The 20,425-nt window shown below is 70.6% G+C and carries 16 protein-coding genes; 13 read left to right on the top strand and 3 right to left on the bottom strand.

Annotation, left to right across the window (positions count from 1 at the left end):
* Nucleotides 1-127: 127 nt before the first annotated feature.
* The 7 genes from ACIRHA_RS34190 (at nucleotide 128) to ACIRHA_RS34160 (ending at nucleotide 8,177) form a co-directional block, all read left to right on the top strand.
* The gene (locus tag ACIRHA_RS34190; protein ID WP_403853926.1) at nucleotides 128-415 is read left to right on the top strand and encodes a glutaredoxin family protein; all 288 of its coding nucleotides are present in this window, start codon (nucleotides 128-130) and stop codon (nucleotides 413-415) included.
* Nucleotides 416-756: 341 nt separating this feature from the next.
* Nucleotides 757-1,557 (top strand): redox-sensing transcriptional repressor Rex, encoded by an 801-nt coding sequence (locus ACIRHA_RS34185; protein WP_403853924.1) that lies wholly within the window; start codon nucleotides 757-759, stop codon nucleotides 1,555-1,557.
* The gene (locus tag ACIRHA_RS34180; protein WP_403853922.1) at nucleotides 1,554-3,191 is read left to right on the top strand and encodes a glutamyl-tRNA reductase; all 1,638 of its coding nucleotides are present in this window, start codon (nucleotides 1,554-1,556) and stop codon (nucleotides 3,189-3,191) included. Before ACIRHA_RS34185 ends, ACIRHA_RS34180 begins: the two co-directional genes overlap by 4 nt.
* Nucleotides 3,188-4,150, top strand: a complete 963-nt coding sequence (gene hemC, locus ACIRHA_RS34175; RefSeq protein ID WP_403853920.1) for a hydroxymethylbilane synthase — start codon at nucleotides 3,188-3,190, stop codon at nucleotides 4,148-4,150. The genes ACIRHA_RS34180 and hemC overlap by 4 nt, the downstream gene beginning before the upstream one ends.
* Complete coding sequence (locus ACIRHA_RS34170; RefSeq protein ID WP_403853918.1) at nucleotides 4,147-5,826, top strand: uroporphyrinogen-III synthase; 1,680 nt, start codon at nucleotides 4,147-4,149, stop codon at nucleotides 5,824-5,826. Before hemC ends, ACIRHA_RS34170 begins: the two co-directional genes overlap by 4 nt.
* 122 nt (nucleotides 5,827-5,948) lie before the next feature.
* On the top strand, nucleotides 5,949-6,941 hold the full coding sequence (gene hemB, locus ACIRHA_RS34165; RefSeq protein WP_403853916.1) for a porphobilinogen synthase: 993 nt from the start codon (nucleotides 5,949-5,951) through the stop codon (nucleotides 6,939-6,941).
* A gap of 54 nt (nucleotides 6,942-6,995) precedes the next feature.
* Nucleotides 6,996-8,177 (top strand): winged helix DNA-binding domain-containing protein, encoded by a 1,182-nt coding sequence (locus tag ACIRHA_RS34160; RefSeq protein ID WP_403853914.1) that lies wholly within the window; start codon nucleotides 6,996-6,998, stop codon nucleotides 8,175-8,177.
* A gap of 42 nt (nucleotides 8,178-8,219) precedes the next feature.
* On the opposite strand, the gene ACIRHA_RS34155 is transcribed toward ACIRHA_RS34160, so the two are convergent.
* The 3 genes from ACIRHA_RS34155 to ACIRHA_RS34145 form a co-directional block, all read right to left on the bottom strand.
* Nucleotides 8,220-8,354: a hypothetical protein gene (locus ACIRHA_RS34155; protein ID WP_403853912.1), complete on the bottom strand. Its 135-nt coding sequence runs from the start codon at nucleotides 8,352-8,354 to the stop codon at nucleotides 8,220-8,222.
* Between the two features lie 185 nt (nucleotides 8,355-8,539).
* Entirely contained in the window at nucleotides 8,540-8,719 is a 180-nt protein-coding gene (locus ACIRHA_RS34150; protein ID WP_403853910.1) for a hypothetical protein, read from the bottom strand.
* A 207-nt stretch (nucleotides 8,720-8,926) separates the two neighbouring features.
* The gene (locus ACIRHA_RS34145; protein WP_403853908.1) at nucleotides 8,927-11,905 is read right to left on the bottom strand and encodes a BTAD domain-containing putative transcriptional regulator; all 2,979 of its coding nucleotides are present in this window, start codon (nucleotides 11,903-11,905) and stop codon (nucleotides 8,927-8,929) included.
* A 227-nt stretch (nucleotides 11,906-12,132) separates the two neighbouring features.
* Here ACIRHA_RS34145 and ACIRHA_RS34140 point away from each other — a divergent pair, with 227 nt between their 5' ends.
* The 6 genes from ACIRHA_RS34140 to ACIRHA_RS34115 all read left to right on the top strand — a co-directional run bounded on the left by ACIRHA_RS34140 (nucleotide 12,133) and on the right by ACIRHA_RS34115 (nucleotide 20,346).
* On the top strand, nucleotides 12,133-13,401 hold the full coding sequence (locus tag ACIRHA_RS34140; RefSeq protein WP_403853906.1) for an amidohydrolase family protein: 1,269 nt from the start codon (nucleotides 12,133-12,135) through the stop codon (nucleotides 13,399-13,401).
* A 481-nt stretch (nucleotides 13,402-13,882) separates the two neighbouring features.
* Nucleotides 13,883-14,818 (top strand): LLM class F420-dependent oxidoreductase, encoded by a 936-nt coding sequence (locus ACIRHA_RS34135; protein ID WP_403853904.1) that lies wholly within the window; start codon nucleotides 13,883-13,885, stop codon nucleotides 14,816-14,818.
* A 24-nt stretch (nucleotides 14,819-14,842) separates the two neighbouring features.
* On the top strand, nucleotides 14,843-15,631 hold the full coding sequence (locus tag ACIRHA_RS34130) for an SDR family NAD(P)-dependent oxidoreductase (RefSeq protein ID WP_403853902.1): 789 nt from the start codon (nucleotides 14,843-14,845) through the stop codon (nucleotides 15,629-15,631).
* Between the two features lie 121 nt (nucleotides 15,632-15,752).
* Entirely contained in the window at nucleotides 15,753-16,871 is a 1,119-nt protein-coding gene (locus ACIRHA_RS34125) for an LLM class flavin-dependent oxidoreductase (protein WP_403853900.1), read from the top strand.
* Nucleotides 16,872-17,149: 278 nt separating this feature from the next.
* Complete coding sequence (locus tag ACIRHA_RS34120; protein WP_403853898.1) at nucleotides 17,150-18,889, top strand: amidohydrolase family protein; 1,740 nt, start codon at nucleotides 17,150-17,152, stop codon at nucleotides 18,887-18,889.
* Complete coding sequence (locus tag ACIRHA_RS34115; RefSeq protein WP_403853896.1) at nucleotides 18,886-20,346, top strand: aldehyde dehydrogenase family protein; 1,461 nt, start codon at nucleotides 18,886-18,888, stop codon at nucleotides 20,344-20,346. The genes ACIRHA_RS34120 and ACIRHA_RS34115 overlap by 4 nt, the downstream gene beginning before the upstream one ends.
* The last annotated feature ends 79 nt before the right edge of the window (nucleotides 20,347-20,425 follow it).

The raw sequence follows: 20,425 nt of genomic DNA, 5'->3' as shown, positions 1-20,425 counted from the left end.
GTCGGGTGACGGGCGGGACATGTCGTGAGCATAGCCAAGCTGTTCGGGGGTTCCGGAGTCGAGCGGGTTTCGGGAGCCTGTCCGTACGTGAATTCTCGGCGACAGGAGGGCCGTGTGTGGGGCGAGAATGGCCGGTATGAGTCCCATTTTTCGTACGCGCGAGAAGAAGGATCCGAGTGAGCGGATCGTCACGCTGATCGGGAAGCCCGGCTGTCATCTGTGCGACGACGCACAGTCGGTGATCGAGAAGGTGTGCGCCGAGGTCGGAGCGGCCTGGGAGAAGAAGGACATCACCGAGGACGAGGAGCTGTACCGCAAGTACTGGGAGCAGATCCCGGTCGTTCTGGTCGACGGCGCGCAGCACGACTTCTGGCGTGTCCAGGAGGAGCGGCTGCGGCGTGCGCTCACGCGGTGACGGACCGCTTACGCGCAGCGGAGGCGGTCGCACAGGTCACTGACCGACGAGTCCAAGTGGTCCTAAAAGTCGCTTAGGATCGAGGGCGGTTTTGGTCTCGGGGGCGTGGATCTTGGCAACGTTGAGGAGTGTGTGCCGTTTTGGCCCCCACAGGTGAGCAACGACGCTACCTGCGCGCCGGTTCCAGAGATGCGCGCGGGGCGTGCGTGAGCCCGGTCACGTTGGCCGGGCAAATCGGACACCATCTTTGTGCACGCGTTCACAAAGACATAGCCTGCATTCGACGGGGCGGTCGAGTAGCAGGGTGCCGCCCACAGCCCCGCTCTACCCGCAGGAGCACCGTGGCAACTGGCCGAACTCACCGACCGGCGACCCGCAGCCGAGGGATTCCCGAGGCCACCGTCGCCAGGCTTCCGCTGTACCTCCGAGCCCTCACCGCACTGTCGGAGCGCTCGGTGCCCACGGTCTCCTCCGAGGAGCTCGCGGCCGCCGCGGGGGTCAACTCCGCGAAGCTGCGCAAGGATTTCTCGTACCTCGGTTCGTACGGGACCCGCGGCGTGGGCTACGACGTCGAGTACCTCGTCTACCAGATCTCACGCGAGCTTGGCCTGACTCAGGACTGGCCGATCGTGATGGTCGGTATCGGTAACCTCGGTGCGGCGCTTGCCAATTACGGTGGTTTCGCCTCCCGCGGCTTCCGCGTCGCGGCCCTGATCGACGCCGATCCGGCGATGACCGGCAAGTCCGTCGCGGGCATGGCCGTGCAGCACGCCGAGGACCTCGAAAAGATCATCGACGAGAACGGTGTGTCCATCGGCGTCATCGCGACCCCGGCCGGCGCCGCGCAGCAGGTCTGCGACCGGCTCGTCGCCGCCGGTGTCACCTCCATCCTGAACTTCGCGCCGACGGTGCTCTCCGTTCCCGACGGCGTCGACGTGCGCAAGGTCGATCTCTCCATCGAGCTGCAGATCCTCGCCTTCCACGAGCAGCGCAAGGCCGGCGAGGCGCCGGACGACGGCGGAGCCGAGGGCGCGGTGGGCGTCGAGGGTCCGGCCGCCAAGGTCACCAAGCCCGCCGCCGCGAAGCACAACGACGACCGCAAGGGACCCGACGGGGACGTGCCCGCCGTGATGCCGGCATGAGCCTCCTCGTCGTGGGTCTGAGTCACCGCAGCGCCCCTGTCAGCGTCCTGGAGCGCGCCGCGTTGAACGCGGACACCCAGGCCAAGCTGTTGCAGGACACGCTCGCCGCCGAACCGGCCGCCGAGGCCGCGGTGCTCGCCACCTGCAACCGCATCGAGCTGTACGCGGACGTGGACAAGTTCCACGCCGGTGTGGCCGAGCTGTCGACGCTGCTCGCCCAGCACAGCGGTGTCGGCCTCGAAGAGCTCACTCCTTATCTTTATGTGCACTACGAGGACCGGGCGGTGCACCACCTGTTCTCGGTGGCGTGCGGGCTCGACTCGATGGTGGTCGGCGAGGGCCAGATCCTCGGCCAGATCAAGGACACGCTCGCGCGTGCCCAGGAGCTGCACTCCGCGGGCAAGCTCCTCAACGACCTTTTCCAGCAGGCCCTGCGGGTGGGCAAGCGCGCCCACTCGGAGACCGGGATCGACGGTGCGGGGCAGTCGCTCGTCACCTTCGGCCTGGAGCAGCTCGCCGCCGGGCAGCCGGTCGCGGCCTGGGCGCAGGGCAAGCGTGCCCTCGTCATCGGCGCCGGTTCGATGTCCTCGCTCGCCGCGGCCACGCTCGCGCGGGCCGGAGTGGCCGAAGTCGTCGTCGCCAACCGGACGGTGGAGCGCGCCGACCGGCTCGTGGAGATCTTGGGTGAAGCGGGTACCGCCGCCCGGGCCGTCGCGATGGACGCCGTCGCGGACGAACTGACACGTGCCGACGTCGCCATCTCCTGCACCGGCGCGACCGGACTCGTGCTCACCGCCGAGGCGGTACGTTCCGCCGTCGCGGGCCGCACGCCGACCGCGGGCAGCGAGGTGCCCGGCGCCACGGCGCCCGCAGCGGGACGGGCCGCGGGCGACAACCGCCCCGTCGAGGCAGTGCGCGGCGGCTTCTCCGTCGAGGGCGAGGCCGCGGTCGCCGGATTCGACGCCGCCGCCCTTGAGCAGCACGGCGCCTGGGTCGACAACGCCCCGGGCGAGCAGGTCCGCCCGGTCGAGGCCTCGGAGGCCGAGACCATCGCCGCGCTCGCCGTCGCCGGACGGGTGCCGGAGATGCGCCGCGAGCGCGTCCCCGAGCCCGTACGACAGGTGGCGCTGGCCCTTCTCGACCTGGCGATGCCGCGTGATGTCGACGCGGCCGCGCACCGGATCGACGGGGTCCGCCTCGTCGACATCGAATCGCTCGCCGACGCCTCCGCGGACGCCCCCATGGCCGCGGACGTCGACCTGGTGCGGTCCATCGTGGCCGACGAGGTCGCGGCGTTCGGCGCCGCGCAGCGGGCCGCGCACATCACGCCGACCGTCGTCGCGCTGCGCACGATGGCAGCGGACGTGGTGGCGAGCGAGATCGCGCGGCTCGACGGCAGGCTCCCGGGCCTCGACGAGAAGCAGCGCGCGGAGATCACCCAGACCGTGCGGCGCGTGGTGGACAAGCTGCTGCACGCGCCGACCGTACGGGTCAAGCAGCTCGCCGCCGAGCCCGGCGGCGCCGGGTACGCGGACGCCCTGCGGACCCTGTTCGACCTGGACCAGGAGACGGTCGCCGCCGTTTCCCTGGCCACCCCCCACGAAGCAGAAGGCAAGAATCGAGGCCCGGCATGACCGCCGAGAAAGCCCTGAGGCTGGGCACCAGGCGCAGCAAGCTGGCCATGGCCCAGTCCGGGCATGTGGCCGAAGCCGTACGTCAGTTGACCGGCCGCGAGGTCGAGCTGGTGGAGATCACCACGTACGGTGACACCTCCCGCGAGCACCTCGCGCAGATCGGCGGCACCGGAGTCTTCGTCACCGCGCTGCGCGACGCGCTCGCCCGGGGCGAGGTGGACTTCGCGGTGCACTCCCTCAAGGACCTGCCGACCGCGCAGCCCGAGGAGCTGGCCCTCGCCGCCGTACCGGTGCGCGAGGACCCGCGGGACGTGCTGATCGCGCGCGACGGACTGAAGTTCACCGATCTGCCGGCGGGTGCCCGCATCGGTACGGGTTCGCCGCGCCGCATGGCGCAGCTGAACGCGTACGCGCGCAGCCACGGTCAGCGGATCGAGACCGTGCCGATCCGTGGGAACATCGACACCCGGATCGGTTTCGTCGAGAAGGGCGAGCTGGACGCGGTGGTCCTCGCGGCCGCGGGTCTCAGCCGCACCGGTCGCAGTGAGGAAGTCACCGAGTTCCTCCCGACCGACATGATTCTGCCCGCCCCCGGCCAGGGGGCACTGGCCATCGAGTGTGCCGCCGACAACGGTGGACTCGTGGCCATGCTCGCCGAGTTGGACGACCCGTTCACACGGGCCGCCGTGACCGCCGAGCGAACCCTGCTCGCCGCCCTGGAGGCCGGCTGCAGTGCACCTGTGGGTGCGCTGGCCGACCTGCTGGCCGACGGGCAGACTGCCAAGGAAATGCGCCTGCGCGGCGTCGTCGGCACGACCGACGGCTCCGAACTGGTGCAGCTGACCACCACCGGTTCCGTGCCCTCGTCGGACGACGAGGCGCTGGCACTCGGGCGGGAACTCGCCGCCGAGATGCTGGCCAAGGGTGCGGCCGGTCTGATGGGGGAGCGAGCACGATGAGCCCCACCACCGCTGTATCGACCGCCTGCGCACCTGGGCACGTCACCTTCCTGGGTGCCGGTCCCGGAGATCCGGGACTGCTCACCCTCAGGGCCGTGGAGGCCCTGTCCCGAGCGGATGTGCTGATCGCCGAGCCCGAAGTGCTCGACGTCGTGCGGACGCATGCCAAGGCCGGCGTGACCGTCCTCGACGCCACGGGCGCCCCGGAGCGTGCGGCGACCACTGACGGCCCGTCAACTGCCGTTGTGGTCCCGGCTCTGCGGGACTGGGCCAATCTTGTCATGGAGGCCGCGAGGGGCGGCAAGCGGGTCGTGCGTGCGGTCTCCGGGGACCCCGGCCTCGACACGTACGCGGCCGAGGAGATGCTCGCCTGCGCGAGCGCCGACATCACCTTCGAGGTCGTGCCCGGTATCGCGGCGGCCGTGGGCGTGCCCGCGTACGCCGGTGTGCCGCTCCGTGACCAGCAGGGTGCCGACGTCCGCTTCGTGGACGCGACCACCGCCTCCGAGCGCTGCTGGACCGAGGTCGGCGCGTCCGACGGCACGGTCGTCGTGTCGACGACGCTCGACTCGGTGGGCTCCGCCGCCGGCGAGCTGGTGGCGGCGGGCCGCAAGCCGGACACCCCGCTGTCCGTCACGGTCGCCGGTACGACGACGCGGCAGAAGACCTGGACGGCGACGCTCGGCACGATCGCGCAGACCCTGAAGCAGGCCAAGGTGCTGCCCTCGCCCGAGGGCAACCGGCCGGTCATAGCCGTGGTCGGGGAGCGCAGTGCCGCCGCCCAGCGCGACCAGCTGTCCTGGTTCGAGTCGAAGCCGCTGTTCGGCTGGCGCGTGCTCGTCCCGAGGACGAAGGAGCAGGCGGTCTCGCTCTCCGACCAGCTTCGTTCCTACGGCGCGGTGCCGCACGAGGTGCCGACCATCGCGGTCGAGCCGCCGCGCACGCCGCAGCAGATGGAGCGCGCGGTGAAGGGGCTCGTGACCGGTCGTTACGAGTGGATCGCCTTTACGTCCGTGAACGCCGTGAAGGCCGTTCGCGAGAAGTTCGAGGAGTACGGGCTCGACGCCCGTGCCTTCGCCGGGATCAAGGTCGCGGCGGTGGGCGACCAGACGGCGCAGGCCCTCATCGCCTTCGGCGTGAAGCCGGACCTGGTGCCGAGCGGTGAGCAGTCGGCCGCCGGTCTCCTGGAGGACTGGCCGCCGTACGACCCGGTCTTCGACCCGATCGACCGTGTCTTCCTGCCGCGTGCCGACATCGCGACCGAGACCCTCGTCGCCGGGCTCATCGAGCTGGGCTGGGAGGTCGACGACGTCACGGCGTACCGGACCGTGCGTGCGTCGCCGCCGCCGGCGGACACGCGTGAGGCGATCAAGGGCGGCGGCTTCGACGCGGTGCTCTTCACCTCGTCGTCGACGGTGCGGAACCTGGTCGGCATCGCGGGCAAGCCGCACAACGTGACGGTGATCGCCTGCATCGGCCCGGCCACGGCGAAGACCGCCGAGGAGCACGGCCTGCGGGTCGACGTGATGGCTCCCGAGCCGTCGGTGCTGAAGCTGGCGGCGGCGCTGGCCGACTTCGGCGCGAAGCGGCGGACCGCCGCGATCGAGGCGGGTGACCCGGTCACCCGGCCGAGCGAGCGGCGGCCCGGGTCGCGGCGGCGGCGCGCGGCGCCGTAGCGTGCCACGGGGTGGGCGTTCCCGGTGTCGTTGCGCGGCGCCGGGGGCTGTGCCCACCCGTCCCGCCGTGCGGGACGCCTGCCCACAGCAGGTGAGTACCTAGGTAGTTCGAGGAGATCACGGTGACTCGGTACGGTTCTTTTCCCGGTTCGCGGCCGCGGCGGTTGCGGACGAATCCCACCATGCGGCGCATGGTCGCCGAGACGCGGCTGCATCCGGCCGATCTGATCCTTCCCGCGTTCGTGCGCGAGGGGATCGACGCCCCGGTGGAGATCGGCTCCATGCCGGGCGTGTACCAGCACACCCGTGACTCCCTGAAGAAGGCCGCGGCCGAGGCCGCGGCGGCGGGCGTCTCCGGGATCATGCTGTTCGGCGTGCCGCTGGACGAGAAGAAGGACGGCCGGGGCACGGTCGGAACGGACCCCGACGGCATCCTCCAGGTCGCGCTGCGGGACGTGCGTTCCGAGGTGGGCGACGACCTGATGGTCATGTCGGACCTCTGCCTGGACGAGTTCACGGACCACGGCCACTGCGGCGTCCTCGACGAGCAGGGCCGGATCGACAACGACGCGACGCTCGAGCGGTACGCGGAGATGGCGCAGGCGCAGGCGGACGCGGGCGCCCACATCGTCGGCCCGAGCGGCATGATGGACGGTCAGATCGGCGTCGTCCGCGACGCGTTGGACCAGATCGACCGCGAGGACGTCGCGGTGCTCGCCTACTCGGTGAAGTACTCCTCCGCGTTCTTCGGCCCGTTCCGGGAGGCCGTCGGCTCCTCGCTCCAGGGCGACCGCAAGACGTACCAGCAGGACTCGGCCAACGTCCGGGAGTCCCTGCGGGAGCTGGCGCTCGACCTCGAAGAGGGCGCCGACATGGTGATGGTGAAGCCGGCGGGCCCGTACCTCGACATCCTGGCCCGGGTGGCGGAGGAGTCCGAGGTGCCGGTGGCGGCGTACCAGGTCAGCGGCGAGTACGCGATGATCGAGGCGGCCGCGCAGCGCGGCTGGATCGACCGGGACCCGGCGATCGTGGAGTCGCTGCTCGGCATCAAGCGGGCCGGCGCGAGCATGATCCTCACGTACTGGGCCACGGAAGTGGCGCGCAAGCTGGGCTGATGTTTTCGGGGCGTCCGGGGTGCGGGGTGCGGCCCGTGCCGGAAGAATTCCGGCATGACCACGAACTCGATCTCCGCGCGGGGCCTCAACAGGTCGACTCTGGCCAGGCAGTTGCTGCTGGGCCGGGCGGCCGTCGGGGCCGAGGAGGCACTACGGCGGGTTGTCGCGCTTCAGGCGCAGCAGCCCGCTTCGCCGTATGTGGCGCTGTGGAACCGGGTGGCGGGGTTCGAGCCGGCGGACCTGGACGCGGTGTTCGGGGGTTTCCGGGCGGTGAAGTCGACGCTGATGCGGATCACGCTGCACGCGGTGCATGTCGACGACTACCGGGACTTCCGGGCGGCGGTGGAGCCGACGGTGCGGGGCGCGCGGCTGGGGGATCCGCGGTTCCGGGCGTCGGGGCTGGTGGCGCAGGACGCGGATGCGCTGCTGCCCGAGCTGCTGAAGATGGCCGAACGGCCTTGTACGGCAGGGGAGTTGACGAAGTGGTTCACGGGCCGGGCGGGCCCTGACGGCGAGAAGCTGGTGACGGCCTCCCGGATGCTGCGCCAGTACGCGCCGCTGTGGCATGCGCCGGTGGGCGGGGCGCCGTGGTCGTACGCCTCCGACAAGCGGCAGCTGTTCGTGGCGGCGGAGGCGGGGCGGCGGCCCGCGCTGCGGGAACCGGCGGTGGTGGCGGAGGGCCTACGAGCCCTGCTCCGGCGCTATCTGGCGGGCTTCGGCCCGGCGTCGGTGGCGGACATGGCCCAGTTCGCCCTCGTACAGAAGGGGCGGGTGCGGGCGGCGCTCGACGAGGACCTGGAGCGGTTGACCGGGCCGGGCGGTGAGGTGCTGTACGACGTGCCGGGCGGGGCGCTGCCGGACGCCGAAGTCCCGGCGCCCCCGCGCCTGATGGCGATGTGGGACAGCACGCTTCTCGCGTACGCGGACCGGGGCCGGGTGCTTCCGCCCGAGTACCGGGCGCACGTGACGCGGGTGAACGGAGACGTCCTCCCCACGGTCCTGGTGGACGGATACGTGGCCGGCGTCTGGCGGCTCGCCGCGGACGGCGGCGGCGTGGAGGTGGGCGCGTTCCGGCCCCTGCGGAAGGGGACGTGGGCCGCTCTGGAGTCCGAGGCGGAGGGCGTGTCCCGCCTGCTCACGGAGCGCGATCCGGGCACGTACCGACGCTACGACCACTGGTGGGACAAGGGGCTGCCGGTGGTGGAGGGGCGGGTGCTGGCGTCCGGGCGAACATGACGAAGGGCCGGGCTCGGGGCCCGGCCCTCGCGCCTGTGGCTCTCAGCGGGCGCTGGTGACGTGCGTGTTGTCCGGCGTCACGGTGACGTGCGTGTTGGCGATCGCCGAGGCGGACGCTCCGCCCACAGCGGCGACGGCGATGGCGGCCGTCACGAGAATCTTCTTGGTGAGGGTCATGGCAGCTCCTCTGGGAGAAATGCTGAATCTCGTTGGCACGTGACGTTAGTGCCGGGTGGGGCAGTTGTTCGAGCATGTCGTACGGTTTCCGCCACTGATTGGCCCGAACCTGTCCAGGGCACACCTCGGCCGCGGCGGTTCCCCCTCCGGTCCGCCGCGGCCGATCCCCGTCTGAGTGGTGGCTTCTAGGGCTTTTCGCTGGATATGTGCGAGTCCTGCGGGGTGACGGTGCCGCCGGAGATGTGGCTGTCCTGCGGCTCGACCACTTCCTCTTCTTCGCTCGAGATGTGGCTGTCGAGCGGCTTCACCTCGTCGAGCTCCTCGCTCGAGATGTGGCTGTCCTGCGGCTTGATCTTGTCGCTCATGGCGATGATCCCTCCCGTGGGTGGCGTGCGTGCGGAAGACGGTCGCCCGGCAACTCCCCCGAGGGTTGCCGGGCGACCACTGTGGGGCCGTTACCGTAACGGCCCGGCCCGACCGCCAATCCGTCTGCCCCCCGACGCGACGGGTCGGCAAGAAGAGAGTGGCGTGCCGCGATAAACGAATGATGAACGAGCCTCTGCCGAGGAACCTCAGGCCGCGACGGGCTTCATCAGCGCCCGGACCTCCGCGGCCTCGGGAGAGCCGAGCCGCTCGTAGATGGCCAGCGCCTCGCCCCAGCAGGCGTGCGCCCGGTCCGGCTGCCCGATCAGAATCAACGCCCTGCCGAGAACGGTCAGTATGCCGCCACGGCGCCACTCCCCGCCGATGCCGCGCAAGGCGATGGCCTGCTCGGCGTGGGCGGCGGCGAGCGGGGCGCGCTTGGCCGCGAGATGCACCTCGGCGAGCCGGAGGTGCGTGACGCCCTCCCACAGGGGCTGCCGGTTCTCGCGGAAAATCCCGAGCGCGGCGGTGAGTTGATCGAGTGCTTCGCCGTACTGGCGCGCAGCCGTCAGCGCCAGGCCGAGGGCGTACCGACCGTTGGCCAGGCGCAGGGCCGTGCCGAGACGGCCGTAGATCTCGATGCCCTGCTCGGCGAGGTCTATGGCGCTGTCGGGCCTGCCCTGGGACAGGTGGATGCGGGAGAGGTTGCAGAGCGCGCTGGCCTCACCCGCGGTGTTCTTGTCCGCGCGGAAGTTCTCCAGCGCCACACGCAGGTACGTGTCCGCCTGGTCGAGGTCGTTGCGGTAGAAGGCGATGATGCCGCGCTCGTGCGGCGCGTGGCCGTTCGACCAGGGGTCGGAGGCGACGTCCAGGTCCATCGCGGCCGCGGCTGCCCGCTCCGCTTCGTCGAACCGGCCCGCGAACGCCCACACCTGGGACAGCGTCGTCTGTGCCCGCGCCTCCGCGACGGCATCGCCCAGCTCGCGGGCCCTGTCGCGCAGGGCGACGGCGGCACGCTCGTACCGCAGCGAACTGGCCCCCGATTCGGACAGGTCCTTGGCCACGAGGATGAGGCTCGCCGCCCGCTGCAACAGCTCTGCCCGAAGCGACTGCTGGAGGCAGGACAGGAGGCACTCGGACTCGGCGAACAGCCAGTCCAGAGCCGCTGTCTGGTCCTGGAAGGAGAGGCCCGGGTGGCTCGTCGGTGCCACGTGATCCACCAGGCTGTCTCCCGGCCGTTCGATCGCGTAGACGCGCGTCGCCGTCGACAGATAGAAGTCCAGCAACCGCGACAGCGCCGCCTCCCGCTCCTCGCCCGTCTCGTCCCGCTCCGCGCACGCACGCGCGTAGAGCCGGACGAGGTCGTGGTAGCGGTAGCGGCCCGGAGCGGCGGATTCCAGGAGGGAGGTGTCGACGAGGGACTCCAGGACGTCCTCCGTCGACTCGATGCCGAGGTCCAGGACCGCCGCGGCTGCCGCCAGGGAGATGTCCGGGCCGTCCGCGAGGCCGAGGAGGCGGAAGGCGCGGGACTGGGTGGGCTCCAGTTGGCCGTAGCCGAGTTCGAAGGTGGCCTTGACCGCCAGGTCGCCGGCCTGGAGTTCGTCGAGGCGGCGGCGCTCGTCCGCGAGCTTCGCGGCGAGGACCGAGACCGTCCACGTGCGGCGGGCCGCGAGGCGGGATGCCGCGATGCGGATGGCGAGGGGGAGGAAGCCGCAGGCCGCGACGGTGTCGAGGGCCGCCTTGCGCTCGGACGTCACCCGTTCCTCGCCGACGATGCGGGTGAACAGGAGCAGCGCCTCGTCGGGCGACATGACGTCCAGGTCCACCAGGTGCGCGCCGACCAGGTCGACCATCCGCACCCGCCCCGTGATCAGCGCCGCGCACCCCGCCGTGCCGGGAAGCAGCGGTCTGACCTGCGCCGCGTCCCGCGCGTTGTCGAGGAGGATCAGGGAGCGGCGGCCGTCGAGGGTCGAGCGGAACAGGGCCGAGCGCTCCTCCAGGGACTCGGGGACCGCCGAGTCCGCGACGCCGAGGGCGCGCAGGAAGGAGCCGAGGACCGTCTCGGGTTCGGCGGGGCGCGGGCTGGTGCCCTGGAGGTCCACGTAGAGCTGGCCGTCGGGGAAGGCGGCGCGCGCCGCGTGCGCCACGTGCACGGCGAGGGTGGTCTTGCCGACCCCGCCGATGCCCGCCACCGCCGAGACCGCCATCACCGAGCCGGTGCCCGATTCGGAGGACGCGGAGGCGAGGGTCTCGCTGAGTTCTTTCACGAAGGACGCGCGGCCCGTGAAGTCCGGGACGGTAGCCGGGAGTTGGGCCGGGCGCTGTGGTGTCTGCGAGGGCTCGGGCGGCTGCGTAGAGGGTTCTGCCAGGGTCGGGTCCGCCTTGAGGATGCGCTGCTGGAGCTCGGAGAGGCCGGGGCGCGGGTCCACGCCGAGCTCGTCGGCGAGCAGGCGGCGGGTGTCCGCGTAGACGGCGAGGGCCTCCGCCTGGCGGCCGGAGCGGTAGAGCGCGAGCATCAGCAGTTCGCGCAGGCGCTCGCGGAGCGGATGGTCGGCGGTCAGGGCCGTGAGGGCCGAGACGGCCTCCGCGTGGCAGCCCTGTTCCAGGTCCATGTCGAGGCGCGTTTCGAGGAGTTGGAGGCGCCACTCCTCCAGACGGGCACGCTCCGTCTCGGCATGCGGCCCCGGTACGTGGGCCAGCGGCTCGCCGTCCCAGACGTCGAGCGCCTCGTTCACCAGCGTCCGCGCCCTGCACAGGTCGGCGGACTGCCGCGCCCGCTCGGCCCGCGCCGCGAGATCCTCGGCGGCCGCCAGGTCAAGGGCGTCCGGCCGCGCCATCCGCAGCGAGTAGCCGCCCGCCTCGGTCTCCAGGACGCCGGGGCCGAGGATCTTGCGCAGCCGCGAGGCGTACGTGCGGATCGCGGCCAGCGCCTGCGACGGGGGCTCCTCGCCCCATACGGAGTCGATGAGTTCGGCCGCCGTCGCCGTGCGGCCCTGGCGCAGCAGGAGGGTGGCGAGGAGCGCGCGCTGCTGCGGGGAGCCGGTGGCGAGGGGCTCCGCGCCGCGCCAGGCCCGGACCGGACCGAGCACGCTGAAGCGCAGGTCGGCGCCGGCCGCCGGGGCCGCGTCCGAGGGGTCCTCGGGCGCGGCGGCACGCCGCTGCTCGGGTACCCGCGGTCCACCGACCATCTTCACTGCTCCTGCCGCCACGTCCGCACACGTCATTCTGTCGCGCCGTCCAACCGGCGCGCCGGTGTCGCGCGCACATCAAAGACAACTGCCGTCAGTTTGCCTTGTTCCTGGCGGAAACGTCAGCCATGGAAGGCACCCATCACAGAGACCTCACGCGTGAGCCATCGGGAACCACTGGGCCCCCACTAGCTGACGGGTCGTCAGATCGGCGCTACCGTGAGTCCATGGAGACCACGGAGACAGAAAGTACCCGTAACGCCCAAACCCCCCTGAACTCGGCCGACTTCCCGCAGATCATCTCCGTCGACGACCACACCGTGGAGCCGCCGAACGTCTGGACCGACCGGCTGCCGAAGAAGTTCCGCGACACCGGGCCCCGGATCGTCCGGGCCCCTCTGAAGGAAATGACCTTCCTCGGAGGGAAGTTCGCGCCCGTCATGGGGAACCCCGGCGACGACGGGCCCATCGGCGACTGGTGGGTGTACGAGGACCTGCACCGGCCGCTGACCAGGCTCGACACCGCGGTGGGCTACGACAGGGACGAGATCAAGCTCGAAGTCATCACGTACGAGCAGATGCGGCCGGGGTCGTTCGACGTGCCCGCCCGGCTCGCCGACATGGACGTCAACCACGTCCAGTCCGCCCTCTGCTTCCCCACGTTCCCGCGCTTCTGCGGGCAGACGTTCACGGAGGCCAAGGACCGTGAGCTCGGGCTGCTCGGCGTCCGGGCGTACAACGACTGGATGGTGGAGGAGTGGTGCGGGCCGGAGGCGCAGGGGCGGCTCATACCGCTGACCCTCGTACCGCTGTGGGACCCCGAGCTCGCGGCGGCCGAGGTGCGGCGCAATGCCGCGCGCGGGGTGCGGGCGGTCGCGTTCTCCGAGATCCCGCCGCATCTCGGACTGCCGTCCATCCACACGGACGACTGGGATCCGTTCCTCGCGGCGTGCGCCGAGACCGGGACCGTCATCGCGATGCACATCGGGTCCAGCAGCAAGATGCCGTCCACGTCGCCGGACGCGCCGCCGGCCGTCGGGTCGACGATCACGTTCGCCAACTGCTGCTTCTCGATGGTGGATTGGCTCATGAGCGGGAAGTTCGAGCGGTTCCCGCAGCTGAAGATCATGTACGCCGAGGGGCAGATCGGGTGGATTCCGTACATCCTCGAGCGGGCGGATGTGGTGTGGGAGGAGAACCGGGGGTGGGGTGGCGTCGCCGACAAGGTGCGCAAGCCGCCGTCCGAGTACTTCGCCGACCACGTCTTCGGGTGCTTCTTCGACGACGCGTTCGGGCTGAAGAACCTCGACGCGATCGGGGTCGGGAACGTGCTGTACGAGACGGACTATCCGCACTCCGACTCGACGTGGCCCAAGTCGAAGGAGGTGGGCGAGGCGCAGATGGGGCATCTGGCGGCGGATGTGGTGGACCGGCTGGTCCGGGGCAATGCGATTGACCTGCTCGGTCTGGGGGCGGATGGGTGCTGGAGGCCCTGACCGGGCGGGCGGGCACCGTGGTCGCGGCCACGGGGCTCTGCCCCGGACCCCGCTGCTCAATCGCCGCAGGGGCTTGAAAGATCGGGGCTCTGCCCCGGACCCCGCGCCTCAAACGCCGGCGGGGCTTGAATCGGGGCTCCGCCCCGGGCCTCGCGGGCTCTCGTTCGGAGTGTGCGGCTTGAAGGATCGGGGCTCTGCCCCGGACCCCGCGCCTCAATCGCCGGCGGGGCTGGATATGTCTCGATCGCCGGCGGGGCTTGATCTATCAAGCCCCTGCGGCGATTGAGCAGGCCTTTTGAGCCCCGCCGGCGATTGAGGCGCGGGGTTCGGGGCGGAGCCCCGAGGCGTGGGGGCGGGTGGCCCCCCAGGTGGCTCGGGGCAGGTGGCACATTCCCCTTGCCTGACGGGCCGTCAGACGTGAGGATGTTCCGCATCCGCCGAATGTGACGGCCCGTCAGGAAACCTACCGGCAGGGGTGCTCATGGCTTCGCTCGCCTACGGAATGCAACTCCCGGTCCAATCCCAGAGCACCGTCTACGCCGAGCCCTGGGAGGCCGGCGCCGGCGTGGAGGAGCTCGCCGAGATCGCCCGCACCGCCGACCGGACCGGGTTCGACTACATCGCGAGCTGCGACCACGTCGCCATCCCGCGCCGGCTCGCCGACGCCATGTCGACGACCTGGTACGACCCCGTCGCCACACTCGCCTTCCTGGCCGGGATCACCGAACGGGTGCGGCTGCTGAGCCATGTCGCGATCGTCGGGCTCCGGCACCCCCTCGCCTCCGCCAAGCAGTACGCGACCCTCGACCACCTCAGTGGCGGCCGGCTCGTCCTGGGGGTCGGGGCCGGGCACGTACAGGAGGAGTTCGAGGCGCTCGGCGTCGACTTCGCGAAGCGCGGCGCCGTGCTCGACGAGAGCGTGGACGCGCTGAAGGCCGCGCTCGGGCCGGAGGAATTCCCCGTGCACAAAGGGGAGTTGTTCCAGTTCGAGGGGCTGGGGCAGCGGCCCAGGCCCGCCCAGCGGCGCGTGCCGATCTGGGTCGGCGGCTCCTCGGCCCCCGCCGTGCGCCGGGCCGCGCTCAAGGGCGACGGGTGGCTGCCGCAGGGCGACCCGAGGGACCGGCTCCCGGCGCAGATCGAGAAGCTGCTGCGGCTGCGCGCCGAGGCCGGGATCGAGGCGCCGCTCACCGTGGGCGCCATCACCGAGCCGTTGTACCTGGGCGAGCCGGCGTGGGACGTCGGCCGGCGCACCCTGACGGGCGGCGGCGAGGCGATCGCCGAGTCACTGCGGGCCTACGCGGCCATGGGCGTGCGGCAGATTCAGATCCGGTTCCGCAGCCGGTCGCACGAAGAACTCACCGATCAGATGGCGGCCTTCGCCGCCGAAACAGCTCCGCACCTGAACGACCTCAACTGACCGACAAGGCAAGGGGTTTGACGCATGGGCAAGCTCGATGGGCGTGTCGTCCTCATCACCGGTGCGGCGCGCGGGCAGGGGGAGCAGGAGGCGCGGCTGTTCGCCTCGGAGGGCGCGAAGATCGTCGTCGCCGACGTGCTCGACGATCAGGGCGAGGCCGTCGCCAAGGACCTCGGCAACGGCAACGCGGTCTACGTGCACCTGGACGTGAGCAAGGAGGAGGACTGGGTCGCCGCCGTCGGCTCAGCGAAGGCCGCCTTCGGGAAGATCGACGGGCTCGTGAACAACGCCGGGATCCTGCGGTTCAACGAGTTGGTCTCGACGCCGCTCGACGAGTTCCAGCAGATCATCCAGGTCAATCAGGTGGGGGCGTTTCTCGGGATCAAGACCGTGGCCCCCGAGATCGGCGCGGCGGGCGGCGGGTCGATCGTGAACACCTCCTCGTACACGGGGGTGACGGGCATGGCGTACGTCGGCGCGTACACCGCCACCAAGCACGCCATCGTGGGGCTCACGCGGGTCGCCGCGCTCGAGCTGGCCGCGCAGAAGATCCGGGTCAACGCCGTCTGCCCCGGCGCCATCGACACCGCCATGAGCAACCCGTCCCAGCTCGACCCGGAGGCGAACACCGAGGAGGCGGCGCAGGCGCTCGACGACCTGTACCGCAAGCTCGTGCCGCTCGGCCGGGTCGGGAAGCCGGAGGAGGTCGCGCGGCTCGCGCTCTTCCTCAGCTCCGAGGAGGACTCGGCGTACATCACCGGGCAGCCGTTCGTCGTGGACGGGGGGTGGCTCGCGGGGGTCAGTGTGCTGTGATCCCCGGCCCTCCGAACGTACCTGACGATGCGTCAGGTATTGACGGTCGGCGAACGCAGTGGAACAGTCGATCCATCCAATCTGACGATGCGTCAGAAACTGACGAGGACGGTGAACCTCCTTGGAATTCGGGCTCTTTGTACAGGGATACTTGGGCAAGCAGGCGCTGACGGACCCGACGGCCGAGCACCGCGCGCTCATGAACGAGACCGAGTACGTCATCCAGGCGGACAAGTCCGGCTTCAAGTACGCCTGGGCGTCCGAGCACCACTTCCTGGAGGAGTACTCGCACCTTTCCGCGAACGACGTGTTCCTCGGGTACCTGGCGCACGCGACCGACCGGATCCACCTCGGGTCCGGCATCTTCAACCCGCTGGCGCCGGTCAACCACCCGGTGAAGGTGGCCGAGAAGGTCGCCATGCTCGACCACCTCAGCGAGGGGCGCTTCGAGTTCGGCAGCGGGCGCGGTGCGGGCAGTCACGAGATTCTTGGGTTCATGCCGGGTGTGACCGACATGAACTACACCAAGGAGATCTGGGAAGAGACCATCCGCGAGTTCCCGAAGATGTGGCTCCAGGACGAGTACGTCGGGTTCAAGGGCAAGCACTGGGAGCTGCCGCCCCGCAAGATCCTGCCCAAGCCGTACGGGAAGTCGCACCCCGGCATGTGGTACGCGGCCGGGTCTCCGCCGTCGTACGCCATGGCGGCGAAGAAGGGCCTGGGTGTTCTCGGGTTCAGCGTGCAGAAGGTCTCCGACATGGAGTGGGTCCTGGAGCAGTACAAGACCGCGATTCAGGATCCCGACCCGGTGGGCGACTTCGTGAACGACAACGTCATGGTGACGTCGACCGCGATCTGTGCGGAGACGCACGAGAAGGCCGTGCAGATCGCCGTGAACGGTGGGCTCAACTACCTGCAGTCGCTGCTGTTCCGGTACCACGACACGTTCCCGCGGCCCGAGGGGATTCCCGAGTGGCCGGAGCTGCTTCCGGACTACTCCGAGGAGATCATCGAGCTGCTCATCGCCGAGGAGCTGATGATCTGCGGGGATCCGGACGAGGTGTTGCAGCAGTGCAAGCGGTGGGAGCAGGCGGGGGCGGATCAGCTGTCGTTCGGGCTGCCCATCGGGATCTCGCATGAGGACACGCTGAATTCGATCAAGCTGATCGGGGAGCACGTGATTCCGAAGATCGATACGGATCCGGTGCATCGGACGACCAGGTTCCGGTCGGCCGCGTAGTCCTCTCCGGACCGGCCCCGGCTTTCCTCCTTCCCGGACGGGAGAGTCGGGGCCCTGTCGTTGCACACGTCTCGGGGCTCCGCCCCGGACCCCGCGCCTCAAGCGCCGGCGGGGCTTGAAAGATCGGGGCGCTGCCCCGGGCCCCGCTGCTCAATCGCCGCAGGGGCTTGAGTGGCTCACCCGCCGCGGGGGCTTGAAAAGCCTGCTCAATCGACGCAGGGGCTTGAAAGGCCGCAGGGGCTTGGAATGGTCAAGGTTGCGAAGGGAGACGAACTCGTATGCTCGACCACCTCATCAAGGGTGCCACCGTTGTCGACGGGACAGGTGGGCCCGCCTTTATCGCCGATGTCGGGATTCGGGACGGGCGGATCGCCGTCGTCGCCGAAGCCGGGAAAGTCGCCGAGGAGGCCCGGAGTGCCGAGGACGCCTCGGGGCTCGTGCTCGCGCCCGGGTTCGTCGACCCGCACACGCACTACGACGCCCAGTTGTTCTGGGATCCGTATGCCACGCCCAGTCTCAACCACGGCGTGACCACCGTCGCCGGCGGCAACTGTGGGTTCACGCTCGCCCCGTTGAACCCCGCGCAGCCCGGTGACGCCGACTACACGCGGCGCATGATGTCCAGGGTGGAGGGGATGTCGCTGGTCGCCCTGGAGGAGGGCGCTCCGTGGACCTGGAATTCGTTCGGGGACTACTTGGGCGCCCTCGACGGGCGGATCGCCGTCAACGCCGGGTTCATGGTGGGGCACTGCGCCCTGCGGCGGTACGTGATGGGGGCCGAGGCCGTCGGTGGGCAGCCGTCGCGGGAGCAACTCGGGCAGATGGTCGGGCTGTTGAAGGACGCCATGGACGCCGGGGCCTGGGGGCTCTCCACCACTCAGTCCTCCTCGCACTCCGACGGGGACGGCGAGCCCGTCGCCTCCCGGCACGCGAAGCCCGCCGAGCTGATCGCGCTCAGCAAGGCGGTCGGCGAGCACGAGGGGACGCAGATCGAGGCCATCGTCGCCGGGTGCCTCGATCAGTTCAGTGATGATGAGATCGAGCTGTTCGTCGACATGAGCGCTGCCGCCGGGCGGCCGCTCAACTGGAACGTGCTCACCATCGACGCCTCCGTACCCGAGCGCGTGCCCCGGCAGCTGGAGGCGAGCGAGCGGGCCCGGAAGTCGGGTGGCCGGATCGTCGCGCTGACGATGCCGATCCTGACGCCGATGAACATGAGCCTCGGGACGTTCTGCGCGCTCAATCTGATACCCGGGTGGGGGGACGTTCTCGGGCTGCCTGTCGAGGAACGTATCGCCAAGCTGCGTGACCCCGAGGTGCGGGGCGAGATGCTGCGCCGCGCCGACAGCAAGGAGGCCGGCGTCTTCCGGCGGCTCGCGAACTTCGGGCGCTACGTCATCGGGGACACGTACTCGGAGGAGAACGAGGGCCTGACCGGGCGGGTCGTCAACGACATCGCCGCCGAGCGGGGGCAGGAGCCCTTCGAGTGTCTCGTCGAGATCTGCGCCAATGACGGGCTGCGGACCGTGCTGTGGCCGATGCCGACCGATAACGACCCCGATTCCTGGGCGCTGCGGGCGGAGACCTGGAACCACGAGGACGTCATGCTCGGCGGGTCCGACGCGGGCGCGCACCTGGACCGGATGTGCGGGGCGCCGTACACGACCCGGTTCATCGGGGACTGTCTGCGGGGACGGAAGCTGCTCGGCCTGGAGGAGGCCGTGAAGATGCTGACCGATGATCCGGCGCAGTTGTTCGGGCTGCGGGAGCGGGGGCGGATCCAGGAGGGCTTCCACGCCGACCTGGTGCTGTTCGACCCCGAGACGATCGATGCAGGGAAGGCGACCCTCGTGCACGATCTGCCCGGCGACAGCCCGCGGCTCGACTCGAAGGCGATCGGCATAACTGCCGTGTGGGTCAATGGAGTTGAGGCCATGCGTGGCGATGTCGTGAGTGGCGCGGTGCCCGGCAAGGTGCTGCGGTCCGGCGCCGACACCCGGACGGTGAGTACCAAGTGACCGAGTCTCAGAGGCTGTTCGTCGGGGGTGAGTGGGTCGAGCCTGACGGCGGACACTACGACGTCGTCGATCCGGCGGGTGAGACTGTCGTCGGGCACGCCCCCGAGGCCTCGCGGCAGCAGGTGTACGACGCCGCGCGCGCGGCCCGCGACGCCTTCGAGCCCTGGTCGCGTACGAAGCCGGAGGAGCGGGCCGCGATCCTCGACCGGGCCGCCGACCTCATGCAGCGGGACTTCGCCGCCAACGCCGAGCTGGCCCAGGCGGAGAGCGGGGCGACGACAGGGACCGCGCGCGGCATGCAGGTCGCCGTAGGTGTCTCGCGGTTCAGGCGGTACGCGAAGGGGGCGCTGGAGCCGGTCGAGGAGGCGATGGTGCCGCAGATCAACGAGGCCGGGCCGATGGGGAAGGCGGGCGTGACGGGCGCGCTCGCCGTGCGTCAGCCGGTCGGCGTCGTCACCTGCATCACCTCCTACAACAACCCGTGGGCCAACCCGGCCGGCAAGGTCGCCCCCGCACTCGCCATGGGCAACACGGTCGTCGTGAAGCCCGCGCCGCAGGATCCGCTGTCCGTCTTCCGGATGGCGGCGGCGCTGGAGGAGGCCGGAGCGCCGCCCGGTGTCGTGAATGTCGTGAGCGGGACGGAGGTCGCCGTCGGTGAGGCCGCGGTCGATTCGCCCGACGTCGACATGGTCAGCTTCACCGGCTCCACCGCCGTCGGTCAGCGCATCGGCGAGGTGTGCGGCCGGTCCATGAAGCGGCAGCTGATGGAGCTGGGCGGCAAGGGCGCCGCGGTCGTCCTGGACGACGCGGACCTGGACTCGGCGGTGGCCGGCATCGGCACCACGTACGCCTTCTACAGCGGGCAGATCTGCACGGCCCCGACGCGGGCGATCGTGCACCGGTCCGTGTACGACGAGTTCGTCGCCAGGCTCACCGCGTACATCGGCTACATGAAGGTCGGCGACCCGCGAGCGAAAGGGACCGTCGTCGGGCCCGTCATCTCGGCGGCACACCGGGAACGGATCGAGTCGTACGTCGAGTTGGGGCGGAAGGAGGGGGCGACGGTCGTCGCGGGCGGCGATCGCCCCGCATTTGAGAACGGCTTCTACGTCGCGCCCACCCTGCTCGCCGACTGCACCAACGACATGCGGGTGGTGCGCGAGGAGATCTTCGGGCCCGTCGTCGCCGTGGTCCCCTTCGACGGCGACGAGGACGAGGCGATCGCCCTCGCGAACGACTCCGACTACGGCCTCATCGACTACGTGTGGTCGGGCGACGTCGCGCGGGCCTTCCGGATCGCGCGGCGGCTGCGGGCCGGCGGCGTCGGTGTGAACACCATCGGCCGGAACATGGAGGCGCCGTTCGGCGGCTTCAAGAAGAGCGGGGTGGGCCGGGACGTCGGCTCGTACGCCCTGCACGCGTACAGCGAGTGGCAGTCGATCGTGTGGCCCGGATAGGCCGCAGGAGGAGGGTATCTGCCACCTCACGGAACTCAGGGGCCCCTTTAGTGCGTCTTTACAACTAAGCAGGTCAGCC

The sequence above is a fragment of the Streptomyces sp. NPDC102360 genome (genome assembly GCF_044766085.1).
Classification (GTDB): Bacteria; Actinomycetota; Actinomycetes; order Streptomycetales; family Streptomycetaceae; genus Streptomyces.
The sequence above is the reverse complement of the archived record's forward strand: the minus strand, read 5'-3'. Positions and strand labels throughout refer to the sequence as shown.